General features: G+C 69.8%; 13 protein-coding genes and 1 pseudogene. 8 read left to right on the plus strand and 6 right to left on the minus strand.

The window, feature by feature from the left end:
• Nucleotides 1-75: 75 nt before the first annotated feature.
• The gene (locus ABDV68_RS13890; RefSeq protein ID WP_343520647.1) at nt 76-1,392 is read right to left on the minus strand and encodes an amidohydrolase family protein; all 1,317 of its coding nucleotides are present in this window, start codon (nt 1,390-1,392) and stop codon (nt 76-78) included.
• Entirely contained in the window at nt 1,389-2,810 is a 1,422-nt protein-coding gene (locus tag ABDV68_RS13895) for an amidohydrolase (protein ID WP_343520663.1), read from the minus strand. The genes ABDV68_RS13890 and ABDV68_RS13895 overlap by 4 nt, the downstream gene beginning before the upstream one ends.
• 126 nt (nt 2,811-2,936) lie before the next feature.
• Here ABDV68_RS13895 and ABDV68_RS13900 point away from each other — a divergent pair, with 126 nt between their 5' ends.
• From ABDV68_RS13900 to ABDV68_RS13930, 7 genes are all read left to right on the plus strand, one after another.
• Complete coding sequence (locus ABDV68_RS13900) at nt 2,937-3,605, plus strand: hypothetical protein (protein ID WP_343520648.1); 669 nt, start codon at nt 2,937-2,939, stop codon at nt 3,603-3,605.
• Nucleotides 3,602-4,798, plus strand: coding sequence for a DUF4350 domain-containing protein (locus ABDV68_RS13905; protein WP_343520649.1), 1,197 nt, complete (start codon nt 3,602-3,604; stop codon nt 4,796-4,798). The genes ABDV68_RS13900 and ABDV68_RS13905 overlap by 4 nt, the downstream gene beginning before the upstream one ends.
• Nucleotides 4,795-5,751 carry a MoxR family ATPase gene (locus ABDV68_RS13910; RefSeq protein ID WP_343520650.1) on the plus strand — a complete coding sequence of 319 codons (957 nt, stop codon included), beginning with the start codon at nt 4,795-4,797 and terminating at the stop codon, nt 5,749-5,751. Before ABDV68_RS13905 ends, ABDV68_RS13910 begins: the two co-directional genes overlap by 4 nt.
• Nucleotides 5,748-6,995, plus strand: coding sequence for a DUF58 domain-containing protein (locus tag ABDV68_RS13915; RefSeq protein ID WP_343520651.1), 1,248 nt, complete (start codon nt 5,748-5,750; stop codon nt 6,993-6,995). Before ABDV68_RS13910 ends, ABDV68_RS13915 begins: the two co-directional genes overlap by 4 nt.
• Before the next feature lie 177 nt (nt 6,996-7,172).
• The gene (locus ABDV68_RS13920) at nt 7,173-8,180 is read left to right on the plus strand and encodes a stage II sporulation protein M (protein WP_343520652.1); all 1,008 of its coding nucleotides are present in this window, start codon (nt 7,173-7,175) and stop codon (nt 8,178-8,180) included.
• The gene (locus ABDV68_RS13925; protein ID WP_343520653.1) at nt 8,173-9,060 is read left to right on the plus strand and encodes an RDD family protein; all 888 of its coding nucleotides are present in this window, start codon (nt 8,173-8,175) and stop codon (nt 9,058-9,060) included. Before ABDV68_RS13920 ends, ABDV68_RS13925 begins: the two co-directional genes overlap by 8 nt.
• 9 nt (nt 9,061-9,069) lie before the next feature.
• Entirely contained in the window at nt 9,070-9,561 is a 492-nt protein-coding gene (locus ABDV68_RS13930; RefSeq protein ID WP_343520654.1) for an isoprenylcysteine carboxylmethyltransferase family protein, read from the plus strand.
• A 239-nt stretch (nt 9,562-9,800) separates the two neighbouring features.
• Here ABDV68_RS13930 and ABDV68_RS13935 read toward each other — a convergent pair whose 3' ends face one another.
• The gene (locus ABDV68_RS13935; RefSeq protein WP_343520655.1) at nt 9,801-10,211 is read right to left on the minus strand and encodes a thioesterase family protein; all 411 of its coding nucleotides are present in this window, start codon (nt 10,209-10,211) and stop codon (nt 9,801-9,803) included.
• 114 nt (nt 10,212-10,325) lie between these two features.
• Between ABDV68_RS13935 and ABDV68_RS13940 the strand changes: the two genes are divergently transcribed.
• A complete protein-coding gene (locus ABDV68_RS13940; RefSeq protein WP_343520657.1) occupies nt 10,326-11,450 on the plus strand; it encodes a zinc-binding dehydrogenase in 1,125 nt (374 codons plus the stop codon).
• A gap of 4 nt (nt 11,451-11,454) precedes the next feature.
• On the opposite strand, the gene ABDV68_RS13945 is transcribed toward ABDV68_RS13940, so the two are convergent.
• The 3 genes and pseudogenes from ABDV68_RS13945 to ABDV68_RS13955 all read right to left on the minus strand — a co-directional run.
• A complete protein-coding gene (locus ABDV68_RS13945; RefSeq protein ID WP_343520659.1) occupies nt 11,455-11,652 on the minus strand; it encodes a KTSC domain-containing protein in 198 nt (65 codons plus the stop codon).
• 72 nt (nt 11,653-11,724) lie between these two features.
• Nucleotides 11,725-12,948: an FAD-dependent oxidoreductase gene (locus ABDV68_RS13950; RefSeq protein WP_343520661.1), complete on the minus strand. Its 1,224-nt coding sequence runs from the start codon at nt 12,946-12,948 to the stop codon at nt 11,725-11,727.
• Between the two features lie 93 nt (nt 12,949-13,041).
• Nucleotides 13,042-13,515: pseudogene (locus ABDV68_RS13955) on the minus strand (trifunctional transcriptional regulator/proline dehydrogenase/L-glutamate gamma-semialdehyde dehydrogenase); the annotation flags it as partial.

Here is a 13,515-nt window from a genome sequence, read left to right on the forward strand (position 1 = left end):
CGCCATATTTGGCAGGGTCGCGCGGCCGTCCGGCGCGGCGCGGCTCCACCGCAGTGGCGGGCTGTCCGGTCCCGCTCAGCGCTCGTACGCCTTCGGCAAAGCGCCCTCCTTCGGATCGAAATAGCGTTGCTTGAGCTTGTCCTGGCGCGTGTCGAGCGGCTGTTCGACGCCGTCGATGAACACGCGCACGGCCTCGCTGCCGATCTCGAGCGGGTCGCCGTCCCAGATCACCACGTCGCCGCGCCGTCCGGGCTTGAGCGATCCGAACTCGCCGCCCATCCCCATCGCCTCGGCCGGCTTCGAGCTGATCGCCGCGAACGCCTGCCCCCAGTCGAGGCCCGCCGCACCCGGGATCTTGCCCAGCGCCACCAGGTTGCCGGCATATTGCTTGACCAGCCGCGCCTGGCGCGACTCGTCGTCGTTGATCATGCCGATGCCCACGGTCACGCCCGCCGCCTGCAGCCGCCCGATGTTCGACTGAGTCGCCGCGAGCTGCTCGAACGAGGCCGGCAGGTCGGCCAGCGCCGAGGCCAGCACCGGCACCTTCGCCGCCGCGATCTGCCGCGCCACGGTCCAGCCCTCGGTCGCGCCGACCAGCACCAGCTTGAGCGCCGGCATCTCGCGCTTGAGGTCGAGCATCACCAGGATGTCCGACGCGCGCTCGACATGCACCAACAGCGGCACCGTCCCGTTCACCACCGGCACCAGCGCCTGCGCGTCCGCCCGCGTGAGCAGCGCATCCTTGCCGCGATCGGCGAAGCTGCCCGGCGCGCGGGCATAGTCGCGCACCTCGAACAGGATGTTCCTGAGCATGGCATAGGCGGCGGGCCGGCTGCCTCCCGCCCGCGCCGCGCCGGTCTCGCCATATTCCATGAACTGGAAGGCGCGCGGCTTGGTCACCGCATCCAGATCGGCGCCGAGATCGATGATCGCGCCCTGCCCCCCGAAGATCGACCCGCGCGCCTGCGGAGCGACCACCGCGCGCGTGATCCCCTCGGCACGGTTGAGGATGATCGCGCTGGTTCTCGGGTTCACCGCCGGCACCACGTCGATCGCCGCGTTGAACGGCGATCCGCTCGCGCCGGCATCGTTGGTCTCGTCGACCCCGTCGACCTCGACGATGCCCATCCGCGTGAAGCCCGCGAACAGCCCCGGGGTCACCCAGCGCCCGCCGGCATCGACCACCGTCACGCCCGCCGGCACCGCGACCCCGCGCCCCGCCGCGACCACGCGCCCGTCGCGCACCACCACCGTGCCGCCTTCGACCGGCGCCGAACCGTCGCCGGTCACCAGCCTGGCATTGGTCACCGCCACGGTCTGCGCCGCCGCCGGGACCGCCGCGCCGAGCGCGGCCGCTGCCCAAAGAACCGCCTTGACTCGGAGCGCCTTCATTTCACGTCTCCTTCGCCGGGCTGGCCCAGCTCGAAGTCGGATACCGGGCGTCGTCTGGGATCATTGGCGTCATATAGGAGCGCGCCGTCGATCCACACCTTCTCGGGCCGCGTGTACACGCTGAACGGATTGCCGTTCCACAGCACCACATCGGCCATCTTGCCGGGCCTGAGGCTGCCGGTGACCTGATCGATCCCCAGCGCCCGGGCGGGGGTGATCGCCGCCCATTTCCACGCGATCTCCTCCGACACCTCGAAACCCGCGCGCTTCGCCGCGGCGCGCACCTTGGCGATCTCCTGATTGAGGCGCTGGATGCCGTTGGCGTCGTCGGAATGGATCATGCCGCACGCCCCCTCCCGCTCGAGGATCGCGAGGTTCTCCTTGATCGCGTCATAGGACTCCATCTTGAAGCCCCACCAGTCGGCCCACACCGCCGCGCACGTCCCGTTGGCCTTGAGCAGATCGGCGATCTTGTAGGCCTCCACCGCATGGTGGAACGTCCCCACCTTGTACCCGAATTCCTTGGCCATATCGAGGACGATGGCCATCTCGTCGGCGCGGTAGCAGTGGTTGTGGACGATGATCTCGCCGTCGAGCACGCCGCGCAGCGTGTCCATCGCCAGGTCGCGGGCCGGCGCCTCGCCGCCCTTCTCCTCGTAGCGGTCCCAGCGCCGCTTATACTCCTGCGCCTTGGCCCAGGTGGCGCGGTCGAGCGCGATATTGCCCATCCGCGTCGCCGGCATGCGCTGGCGCGCGCCATAGACTCGCTTGGGGTTCTCGCCGCAGGCCATCTTGAGCCCATAGGGCGCGCCGGGGAACTTCATCCCCTGCATGGTGCGCGAATAGACGTTCTTGAGCGTCACCGATCGCCCGCCGAACAGATTGGCCGAGCCCGGCAGGATCTGCAGCGTGGTCACCCCGCCATTGGTCAGCGCCCGGCTGAACCCGGGGTCTTGCGGCCACACGCTGTGCTCGGCCCAGACCTCGGCGGTGACCGGGCCGGTGATCTCGTTGCCGTCCGAATGCGCCTGCACGCCCGGGCTCGGATAGTCGCCGAGATGGCTGTGCACGTCGATCACGCCCGGCGTCACATATTTGCCGCGCCCATCGATGACCTGGGCCCCCTCGGGCGCCGCGATCGACTGGCCGACCTCGACGATCTTGCCGTCGCGGAACAGCACCGCGCCATTGTCGATCCGCCCGCCCTCGCCGTCGAGGATGGTGACGTTGGTCAGCAGCGTCGGCACGCCGGGATAGGCCTTGTAGGTCGAGGGATAGGGATCATGCGCATATCCCTTGCCCTTGCCTGGCCCGCGCTGCGCCGGCGCGTCGGACGCGGCGCTCTTGGGCTTGTCCTCAGCGCTGGCCGAGCACGCGGCCAGGCTAGCGGCGGCGGTGGCGCCGATGATGGTACGGATCAAGTCGCTGTGCCCCTCTCTCGTTCGATTCCGGTCATACAGCCCGGTTCCCAACCGTTATGCGCGAAAAGCGTTGCGCGCAATTTGGCGATTTGCTCCAACGCTCCCAGCCATGGGGGAAATCGCGTGACGGCACCGGGCGCAGGCAGCGCCGCACAGCAGGGGGCCGCCGCCTTTGGCGATCCGGCGCGCATCGACGCCGCGCATCGTGCGGTGCGTGCCGATCCGTCGATCCAGTTCGACCTCCCCTGGCACCAGCCCGAGATCAACCCGCCGCCGCGCTGGCTGATCGAGCTGTTCGACGCGCTGCGCCGCTTCGTCGACTGGGTCGGCGGCGGCTGGACCGTGCTGATGTGGATCGCGATCGCGGCGGTCGTGATCGCGATCCTCCTCGCGCTGTTCCCTACGGTCCGCGAGTGGATCAGCGCACGCCTGCTCGGCCGCGGCGAAACGGCCGTCGCACCCGCCGGCTGGGCGCCCGATGCCGGCGCCGCCCGCGCGCTGCTCGACGAGGCCGACCGCCTCGCCGCGGCGGGCCGCTATGCCGAGGCGGTGCGCCTGATCCTCCACCGCAGCATCGAGGATATCGAGCGCTGGCGCGGCGATTCGCTGCGTCCGTCGCTCACCAGTCGAGATATCGCGGCGTTCGATACCCTCCCCGATGCCGCCCGCACCGTCTTCCGGCGAATCGTCGCGGACGTCGAGCGCAGCCTGTTCGCCGGCAATCCCCTCGGCGAGGCGGACTGGACCCGTGCCCGCGCCGACTATGCCGGATTCGCGCTAGGGCGCCGATGAGCACCGCCACCACCAGCCCCTTCCGCGCGCGCACCGTGCTGCTGCTGATCGCGGCCGGCGTGGTGCTGATGTTCGGCTTCCTGCTGGTCAGCGGCTATGGCGGGCTGGTCGACCGCCAGCGCGGCAATGCCCCCAGCCCGACCTCGCGCTTCGCCACCGGGTTCCGCGCGCTCAACAATCTGATCGAGCAGTCGGGCGGCACCGTCACGCTGTCGGGCGACGCCACCGCGCGGCCCGAGCGCGGGTTGCTGATCCTGACCCCCAACCTCCAGACCAAGCCCGCCGAGATCGAAGCCGCGCTCGAGGACGCCGCCGGCGAGACGGCGCCCGTGCTGATCATCCTGCCCAAATGGACGACCGCGCCGCAGCAGCTCAAGCGCAACCGCGAGGAACGAGTCGCTCCGGCTCCGGCGCAGCTGCTGGTGCGCATGCTCGCGCCGGTCACCCCGGTCACCGTTCGCCATGGCCCGAAGGTCAAGCTGACTTACCCCACCAGCCTCGATCTTCGCCCGTTCCGCACGCCGGACAGCGTGCAATCGCTCGACGGCGACAAGATCTACTCGCTGATCGCCGCGCCCGACGGCAGCGCGGTGCTCGGTGAGGTGCCGGGCAAGCACATCTACATCCTCGCCGATCCCGATCTGCTCAACAATCATGGCCTGGCGCAGCGCCAGAACGCGCAGGCCGCGATCGCGCTGCTCGCCGCGCTCGATCCCGACAATCCCGGCACGATCAACTTCGACACGATGCTCCCTTACGGGGCGGGCGGGCGCAACCTCATCCAGCTGATGTTCGAGCCGCCGTTCCTCGGCGTCACGCTCGCGCTGTTCGCCGCGGCGCTGCTCGCCGGCCTCGCCACCTGGGCGCGCTTCGGCCCGCCGCGCCGCGAGCCGCGCGCGCTCGACTTCGGCAAGCGCGCCCTGATCGAGAACATCGTCGGCCTCGCCCGCCGTGCCGGCCGCACGCGCGAAGGCGGCGGCGCCTTTGCCGATGCGGTGCGCGATTGGGCGGCGCGGCGCTTGGCGCTGCCGCGCGGCCTGCAGGGCGAGGCGCTCGACGCGCATCTCGACGCCCTGCCCACGCAGACCTCCTACGCCGCCTCGGCCTCGCAGGTTCGCACCGCGAAGACCGAGGCGGAGCTGCTCCACGCGGCGCAGAAACTCGACGATTGGCGAAAGGAAGTGAAGGCATGACTCTCGAAGACGTCCGCGCGCTCGGCGCGGCGATCGATGCCGAGGTGGCGAAGGCGGTGGTCGGCCAGTCGGCGGCGACGCGCCTGCTCACCGTGGCGCTGCTCTCGGGCGGCCATGTCCTGCTCGAAGGCGCGCCGGGCACCGCCAAGACCCTGCTCGCGCAGAGCTTCGCCCGCACGCTCGGCCTCGACTTCGGCCGCATCCAGTTCACCCCCGACCTGATGCCCGGCGACATCCTCGGCACCAGCCTGTTCAACTTCCAGACCTCGACCTTCGAGCTCAAGCGCGGCCCGGTCTTCACCGAGCTGCTGCTCGCCGACGAAATCAACCGCACCCCGCCCAAGACTCAGGCGGCGCTTCTCGAAGCGATGCAGGAACGGTCCGTAACCATCGACGGCGGCACGGAAAAGCTCTCCGATCACTTCACCGTCGTCGCGACCCAGAACCCGATCGAGCAGCAGGGCGTCTACCCGTTGCCCGAGGCGCAGCTCGACCGTTTCCTGTTCAAGCTCGCGATCGATTATCCCGACGAGGCGGCCGAGCGCGCGATCGTCGCGCAATACGGCACGCGCACCGGCTCGCCGCGGCCCGAGGACAGCGGCGTCGCGCAGGTCGCCGACCACGCCGCGCTCGCCGCCGCGAGCCAGGCGGTGCTCGGGGTGCGCCTGGCGGACGAGGTGGTCGCCTATGTCGTCGCGCTGATCCGCTCGACGCGCGGCCATCCCGACTTCGCCAATGGCGCCTCCCCGCGCGCCGCCTCCGCGCTCGCCGCCGCGGCGCGCGCCGCCGCCGCGCTCGAGGGCCGCGACTATGTCATCCCGGACGACGTCAAGCTGCTCGCCCAGCCGCTGCTGCGCCACCGCGTGGTGCTCTCGCCCGCGGCCGAGATCGACGGCCGCCGCGCCGACGACATCGTCGCCCAGCTGATCGACCGGGTCGAGGCGCCGCGTTGATCGTTCCCACCCAGCGCGCCGTGGCGCTGGTGCTGGCGGCCGCCCCGCTCGCGCTGGTGCTCGGCGTCGTGCGTCCGGGCGGCTGGCTGCTCGCAATCCTGTGGATCTTCGCGGTCCTGGTGCTCACCGCGCTCGACGGCGCGCTCGCCCCGCGGCTGCGCGACGCCGATCTCGCCGCCGCTTTTCCGGGTTCGGTCGAAGTCGGCGACACCGTCGAGCTGGTCCCCGCGGGCGGCCCCGCCCTGCGCTACGCCGCCGACGTCTCCGCCCCGCTCGACCCCGCCGCGACCCCGCTCGCCTACACCGCCGCCCGGCGCGGCACCGCCCGGATCGCGCGCATCTGGGGCCGCGTCGCCGGCCCGCTCGGGCTCGCCTGGCGGCAGCGCAGCCGCCCGCTCGACGGCGAGGTCCGCGTCCTCCCCAGCCTGCGCCCGGTGCGCGAGCAGGGCATGCGCCAGTTCCTGCGCAGCCGCCAGTTCGGCACGCGCATCCGTCCCGACAGCGGCGACGGCACCGAATTCCAGTCGCTCACCGATTTCCAGCCGGGCATGGAGCGCCGCGCGATCGACTGGAAGGCCTCGGCGCGCCACTTCTCGCTCCTCGCCCGCGAGTTCCGCACCGAGCGCGACAACAGCACCGTCTTCGCGATCGATTGCGGCCGCGCGATGAGCGAGCCGGTCGACGGTCTCCCGCGCATCGACCGCGCCGTCTCCGCCGCGCTGCTCGCCGCCTTCGTCGCGCTGAAGTCGGGCGACCAGGTGCGCCTGTTCGGCTTCGCCGGCCGCCCCAGCGCGGATTCCGGCAGCGTCAGCGGCAGCAGCGGCTTCGCGACGCTCCACCGCACCGCCGCGGGCATCGATTACGGCACCGACGAGAGCAACTTCACACTTTCTCTCGTCACGCTCGACCAGCGGCTCCAGCGCCGCAGCCTCGTCATCCTGTTCACCGAGTTCACCGATCCGACCAGCGCCGAGCTGATGATCGCCGCCGCCGCGCGCATGCTGCGCCGCCACCGCGTCCTCTTCGTGCTGTTCCACGACACCGAGCTCGACGCGATCCTCGACGCCCGCCCCGCCGAAGCCGATGACGTGATCCGCGCCAACATCGCGCACACGCTGATCCGCGAGCGCCGCATCGTCATCGAGCGATTGAAGCGCCTCGGCATCGACGTGCTCGAGGCCAACCCCGACGACCTCGCCCTCGCGCTCGCCGAGCGCTATGTCCGGGACCGCGAACGCCCATGAGCAGCAGTCCAGACCCGATCGGCGGTTCCTACCTCAATCCTCCCCCGCCAGGGAGAGGTGGCACGCGAAGCGTGACGGAGGGGGCGGATGCCAGAACCATTGTTGGGAGTCCTCCCCCTCCGTCAGCCTATGGCTGCCACCTCCCCCTGGCGGGGGAGGATTGGTCGGAGAACTGAGATGATGTCCCCGCAAACCCAACCCGCCTTCGGCGTCCGCCACTTCCGCGCCGAGCGCGAGGCCGACTGGCAGCGCCTCGAGCAACTGCTCGACCTGGTCGAGAACAAGTCGCCCAGGCGCCTCACCAACGACGATCTGGTCGAGCTCCCGCGCCTCTACCGCGCCACGCTCTCCGCGCTGTCGATCGCGCGCGAGACCTCGCTCGACGCGTCGATGATCGCCTATCTCGAAAGCCTTTCCACCCGCGCCTATTTCGTCCTCTACGGCTGCCGCGAGCCGCTGGGACGCCAGATCGGCGGCTTCTTCGCGCATGGCTGGCCCGCCGCGGTGCGCGGCATCTTCCCGGAGACGCTGCTGATCGCCGCGTTGTTCCTCGCCAGCGCGGTCGCCGGCTATTTCCTCGTGCTCAGCGATCCGGCCTGGTTCAACGCGATCATCCCGCCCGAGATGGCGAGCGGACGCGACATGAACGCGACCGCCGACTATCTCCGCTCCACCCTTTACGACCGTCCCAAGGAGGGCGGGCTCGAGGTGTTCGCGACCTTCCTGTTCACGCACAACGCGCAGATCTCGATCATGGCCTTCGCGCTGGGCTTCGCCTTCGGCGTCCCGACGCTGTTCCTGATCGCGAGCAACGGCGTGCTGCTCGGCGCGATGTACGCGGCGTTCCTGCCCAAAGGGCTCGGCGTCGGTTTCACTGGATGGCTGCTCATCCACGGCTCGACCGAATTGAGCGCGATCATCCTCGCCGGCGCAGCCGGCCTCCATATCGGCCGCGCCGTCGCCTTTCCCGGCACCCGCACGCGCCTGGCCGCCGCGGGCGAATCCGGGCGCCGCGCCGCGCTGGTGATGATCGGCGTGGTGATCATGCTGCTCGTCGCCGGCCTGCTCGAAGGCTTCGCGCGCCAGCTGATCACCGCCGACGGCGCGCGCTTCGCGATCGCGGCGGCGATGTTTGCCCTGTGGGTCGGCTATTTCGCGCTCGGCGGCCGGCGCGCCCATGGCTGACGCGCGCGACGCCGCCGCCAAGCGCGAGCGCCGCCTGCGCGAGCTGGTGACGCCCGAGGGCGTGACGCTTCACCTGCGCCTCGCCAGCGCCGGTTCGCGTGCAGGCGCCTTCACGATCGATGCGGTGATCATGCTCGTGACGCTCATCGTGCTCACCGTCCTCGCCTTCTTCATCATCGGCGGGTTCCGCACCGCAGGTCCGGCCGCGATCATCTGGCTGCTCGGCTTCTTCCTGCTGCGCAATTTCTACTTCACGCTGTTCGAGAGCGGCACGCGTGCCGCCACGCCGGGCAAGCGCATGCTCAAGCTCCGCGTCGTCGCGCGCGACGGCGGGCGCCTCACCGGCGGCGCGATCCTCGCGCGCAACCTGATGCGCGAGGTCGAGGTGTTCCTGCCCTTGATCTTCCTGCTCACCGCCCAGGCCGAGGGGTTCAGCAACCGCTGGCTCGCGCTGTGCGGGTTCGGCTGGACCGCGATCTTCCTGTTCATGCCGTTGTTCAACCGCGACCGGCTGCGCGCGGGCGACCTGATCGCGGGCACCTGGGTGGTGGAGAATGAGCGGCCGAAGATCGCGCCCGACCTGCTCGCCGCGAACGACAGCGCCCGGATCGACGCCTGGGGCTTCACCCCGCACGAGCTCGAAACCTATGGCCAGTTCGAGATCCAGCGGCTCGAGGACGTCCTCCACCGCGACGATCCCGACACGCTCACCACCGTCGCGGGCGTGATCCGCCGCAAGATCGGCCGTCGCGACCAGGGCGGCAGCTGGAGCGACGATCGCGCCTTTCTCGAAGCCTATTACGCCGCCGCGCGCCTGCATCTCGAACGGCGCCTGCTGTTCGGCCAGCGCAAGCGCGACAAGTTCGATTCGACGGGTTAAGGGACCGCCATGACCGACACCAAGCGCGACATTTCCCCGGACACGGCTGGCGTCATCGCGCCGCCGCCCCTGATCTATCTCGGCTTCCTGATCCTCGGGCTCGTGCTCGAGTTCCTGGTGGTGCGCACCCAGGGCCTCGACATGCCCGGCGCGCTGCGCTGGACCGTCGTGACGGTGCTCGCGCTCCTTGGCATCGCAGCGATCGCCGCGGCGGTGCTGCGCTTCCGCCGCGCCGGAACCCCCGCCCCGCCGTGGCAACCGGCCACGGCGTTCGTCGCGCAGGGCATCTACCGCTTCACGCGCAACCCGATGTATCTCGGCATGACGCTGATCTATTGCGCGATCGGCGTCGCCGCGAACGCGCCGGTGGTGTTCTGGATGCTCGTCCCGCTCGCGGTCACGATCCACTATGGCGTGGTGGTACGCGAGGAGCGCTACATGGCCGCCAGGTTCGGCGAGCCCTATATCGACTATGCCAACCGCGTGCCGCGCTGGCTCTGAGCCGCTGGCGCACATCGCATGTGACGCGTTCGCTGGGGGAAGCCCGCGCCCGGCCAAATCTGCTCTTGCAATGTTGGAATTGCTTTGCTTGCATCGACCGGTCGCATGGCGACTGCTCTTTGATCCTGTCGGCCAACACATGCTGAACGACCAGACGCAGGTCCGCGAGACAAGGGCGAGAAATTGACAGAATGAATCGCGTTCCGCGTAACTTCGTCAACTTCCGGCGGTAGGGGCCGCTACCCCTCGCGCTTCCCGAAGAAATGCTCGACGATATGCTCGGCGATCCGCGCCGGGCGCAGCGTCTTCGCGTCGACGCAGCACCAGCTCGACTTGACCTCGGCCAGCACCTCGTCGCCGCGGCGGATCACCGTCTCGTAGAAGGCGCGCACGCCCTGCACCTTCTCGAGCAGCACGGTCGCCACCACCTCGTCGTTCAGAAAGGCGGGTTTGCGATAGGTGATCTCGTGCTTGAGCGCGACCCACAAATGCTTGGCGACCTCTTCAGCCGGCGCCAGCTTCTGCCAATGGCTCAGAACAGCTTCCTGCACCCACTTGAGATAGCTGGCATTATTCACATGCCCCATGAAGTCGATATCCGCCGGATCGACGGGGATCGGAACCTCGAACGGGGCAGCGGTCTGGGTCATGGAGTTCACCTTAACGTAAACCGCCCGCACAAGCGAGCGGATTATGGTGCGGCCGTCAGCTTGAACGATTTTTAGAAATCGCGGTATGGTCGCTGCGAACAGGAGGATGCCAAGATGACCGACCTTCCCGCGCAGGCCCGCCAGCTCTTCTCGACGGTCACCGAAGCGGGGCAGCTCCAGCTGTCGATCCGCGACGTCCCCGTCCCTACGCCCCAGGGCGAAGAAGTGCTGGTCCGGGTCGAAGCGACACCGATCAATCCCTCCGATCTCGCCGTAATGCTCAGCGCCGCCGACAGCAGCGCGTTCACGGCCGGCGCGGATGGCGCGACTGCGGCGATCCCCGAAGCCGCGCGCCGCGCCGTCGCCCCGCGCGTCGGCACGCCGATCCCGGTCGGCAACGAGGGCGCCGGCACCGTCGTCGCGGCTGGCGACGATCCGGCCGCCCGCGGCCTGCTCGGCAAGACCGTCGCGGCTGCGGGCGGCGGCTTCTACACCCAATATCGCCTGCTGCGCGCCCGTGACTGCCTTCCACTTCCCGAGGGGGTTTCCGCGGAGGAAGGCGCCTCCTCCTTCGTCAACCCGATGACCGCGCTCGGCATGGTCGGCACGATGCGCCGCGGGGGCTTCAGCGGCCTGGTCCACACCGCCGCCGCCTCCAATCTCGGCCAGATGCTGGTCAAGCTGACCCGCAGCGAGGGCATACCGCTGGTCAACATCGTGCGCAGCGAAGCACAGGCGGCCTTGCTGCGGGGACTTGGCGCCACCCATGTCGTCGACAGCAGCGCGCCCGATTTCATGCCGCAGCTGATCGAGGCGATTGCCGAGACCCGGGCGTTCCTCGCCTTCGACGCGATCGGGGGCGGCAAGCTCGCCGGACAGATCCTCGCGGCCATGGAGGCAGCCGCCGTGCGCACCAATCCCGCCAACGGCCCTTATGGCTCCAGCACGATGAAGCAGGTCTATATCTATGGCGGCCTCAACACCGCGCCGACCGAGATTGCGCGCGGCTTCGGGATGCAATGGGGCGTCGGCGGCTGGCTGCTCACCCCCTATCTCCAGTCCGTGGGCATGGAGGAGATCGTCCGCATGCGCGCCAAGGTCGCCGCCGAGATCCGCACGACCTTCGCCAGCAGCTACACCCGCCGCATCACGCTCGACCAGGCGGTCCAGCCCGACATCATCGCCGCCTACAACCGCCGCGCGACCGGCGAGAAATACCTGATCCTGCCCAACGGCTGAGCGCTCAGCGCTGCTGCGTGAAGCGGAAATGGTCGCGGATGCGGCGGTTGAAATAGCTGCCCTTGGAAATCGCCTTGCGCATCCCCTGCGCGACGCGGTCGGGCACCTCGTGATAGCTGTAGCGCCGCCCGCTCACGAACACGATGTCGAGCCGGGCATCGTCCGGATCGTAGTTCCAGCTGCGGATCACGCTCGAAGGCATGCCCCTTCAACGCACGAGTAGGGCTCGGGGTGCCCGCCCCCAATCCTCCCGCCCGGGAGAGGATTGGCGCACTTATCCCGCCAATTCCTTGAGCGGCGTCCCCGCGTCCGCCAGCCGCGCCGGGTCGATCGTCATCCGCTCGACCACCAGCTTGCGCCCCTGGACATAGTCCTTGGTCGCATTGACGCAGTCGAGCGCGATCACTTGCCCGTCCTTGAGGTAGATCACCGAGAAGCTCCGCGCCGCCGGATCCCCGCGCACCACGGTCGCGTCGTGCCCGGTCGACAGCCCGACCGTCTGGAGCTTCAAGTCGTACTGGTTCGACCAGAACCACGGCACCGCGTCGTAATGCGCCTCGATCCCTGCGATCGCCTTCGCCGCCACGGTCGCCTGGTCGTGCGCGTTCTGCACCGACTCGAGCCGCACCGGCATGCCGTCGGCGAAGGCGTTGGCATGCAGCGCGCAGTCGCCGATCGCGAAGATGTCGGGCAGCGAGGTGCGGCAATGGCCATCGACCGATACGCCGTTGCCGCCTTCCGCCCCGGCCGCGATCAGCGGCTCGACCGCGGGGACGATGCCGATGCCGACGATCACCAGCTCGGCCAGAATCAGCTCGCCGCCGGCGAGCCGCACGCCGCCGGCCTTGCCGTCCCGCGCCTCGATGCAATCGACGGTCACGCCGAGCCGCACGTCCACGCCATGGGTGCGGTGCTCGGCCTCGAAGAAGCGCGACAGCGGCTCGCCCGCGACGCGCGAGAGCACGCGGTCGAGCGCTTCGAGCAGCACCACTTGCTTGCCCGCCTTGGCCAGCACCGCGGCGGCCTCCAGGCCGATATAGCCGCCGCCGATCACCACTGCGCGGTTGACCTTCGGCAATTCGGCCAGCATCCGGTCGGCGTCGGTGCGGGTGCGAACGGTGTGGACGCCCACCGCGTCTCCGCCCGCGCAGGCGAGGCGTCGTGGCGAGCCGCCGGCTGCCCAGACCAGATGGCCATAGCCGATCGTCGCGCCGGTATCGGTGGTCACCTGATGCGCCTCGGGATCGACCGCGGTCACCTGCGTCGAGGTCAGCATCGTGACGTTGCGCTCGTCCCAGAAAGCCGCCGGGCGGATCAGGATACGCTCGAACGTCTTCTCGCCCGAAAAATACTCCTTCGACAGCGGCGGTCGCTCATAGGGCAACTCGGGCTCCGCGCCGATGATCGCGATGCTCCCCTCGAACTTGGCCTGGCGCAGCGCGATCGCCGCCTGCGCACCGCCATGCCCGGCTCCCACGATCACCACGTCATAGTGCATCGGTCTCTCCCCAGCGCTTTTGCGGCGGGTAGCAGCGGCGGGGCGCATCGGCAAAGCCGAACCCCTACGGGTCGCCAAAGCCCGGCTTGCCGCTCAGGCCATCGCCATCAGGCTGGCATTGCCTCCCGCCGCGGTGGTGTTGATCGAGGTCGACACCTCCTCGACCAGCCAGTCGAGCCGCGGCGTCCCCGCCTGCGCCAGCACGATCGGCCCGGACAGCTCGGCGATCGCCTGGAGCGCTGCGGTCCGTGCCGCGGCGTCGCCCTCGATCAGCGCTCCGCTGAACGGCCCGGCCTTGCGCCAGTCGTCCGCCCAGGACAGTCGCGTCGCCACGCGCTGGGGCAAGCCCTCCAGCTTCAGCGCGCCATTGCCGATCACTGCGCGGTTGCCCGTCGCCAGCACCGCCGCGACCTGCTCGATCAGCCCCGCGCGCGTCTGCGGCAGCAACAGGATGCTCCCGCGCGGATGCAGCGCATAGACGTTGCGCTCCCCCACCGGCCCGGGCAACTCGACCTGCACGCCCAGCAACGAGACCTCGCCCACGATCCGCGCGACCTCACCCTCATC

This window comes from Sphingomonas sp., from assembly GCF_039595165.1.
GTDB lineage: Bacteria > Pseudomonadota > Alphaproteobacteria > Sphingomonadales > Sphingomonadaceae > Sphingomonas.

Excerpts from the sequence above, each read along its gene's own strand:
- ABDV68_RS13940 (WP_343520657.1), top strand. The coding sequence starts at position 10,326 with ATGACCGACCTTCCCGCGCAGGCCCGCCAGCTCTTCTCGACGGTCACC.
- ABDV68_RS13935 (WP_343520655.1), bottom strand. The coding sequence starts at position 10,211 with ATGACCCAGACCGCTGCCCCGTTCGAGGTTCCGATCCCCGTCGATCCG.
- ABDV68_RS13890 (WP_343520647.1), bottom strand. The coding sequence starts at position 1,392 with ATGAAGGCGCTCCGAGTCAAGGCGGTTCTTTGGGCAGCGGCCGCGCTC.
- ABDV68_RS13910 (WP_343520650.1), top strand. The coding sequence starts at position 4,795 with ATGACTCTCGAAGACGTCCGCGCGCTCGGCGCGGCGATCGATGCCGAG.
- ABDV68_RS13930 (WP_343520654.1), top strand. The coding sequence starts at position 9,070 with ATGACCGACACCAAGCGCGACATTTCCCCGGACACGGCTGGCGTCATC.
- ABDV68_RS13950 (WP_343520661.1), bottom strand. The coding sequence starts at position 12,948 with ATGCACTATGACGTGGTGATCGTGGGAGCCGGGCATGGCGGTGCGCAG.
- ABDV68_RS13945 (WP_343520659.1), bottom strand. The coding sequence starts at position 11,652 with ATGCCTTCGAGCGTGATCCGCAGCTGGAACTACGATCCGGACGATGCC.
- ABDV68_RS13925 (WP_343520653.1), top strand. The coding sequence starts at position 8,173 with ATGGCTGACGCGCGCGACGCCGCCGCCAAGCGCGAGCGCCGCCTGCGC.
- ABDV68_RS13920 (WP_343520652.1), top strand. The coding sequence starts at position 7,173 with ATGATGTCCCCGCAAACCCAACCCGCCTTCGGCGTCCGCCACTTCCGC.
- ABDV68_RS13905 (WP_343520649.1), top strand. The coding sequence starts at position 3,602 with ATGAGCACCGCCACCACCAGCCCCTTCCGCGCGCGCACCGTGCTGCTG.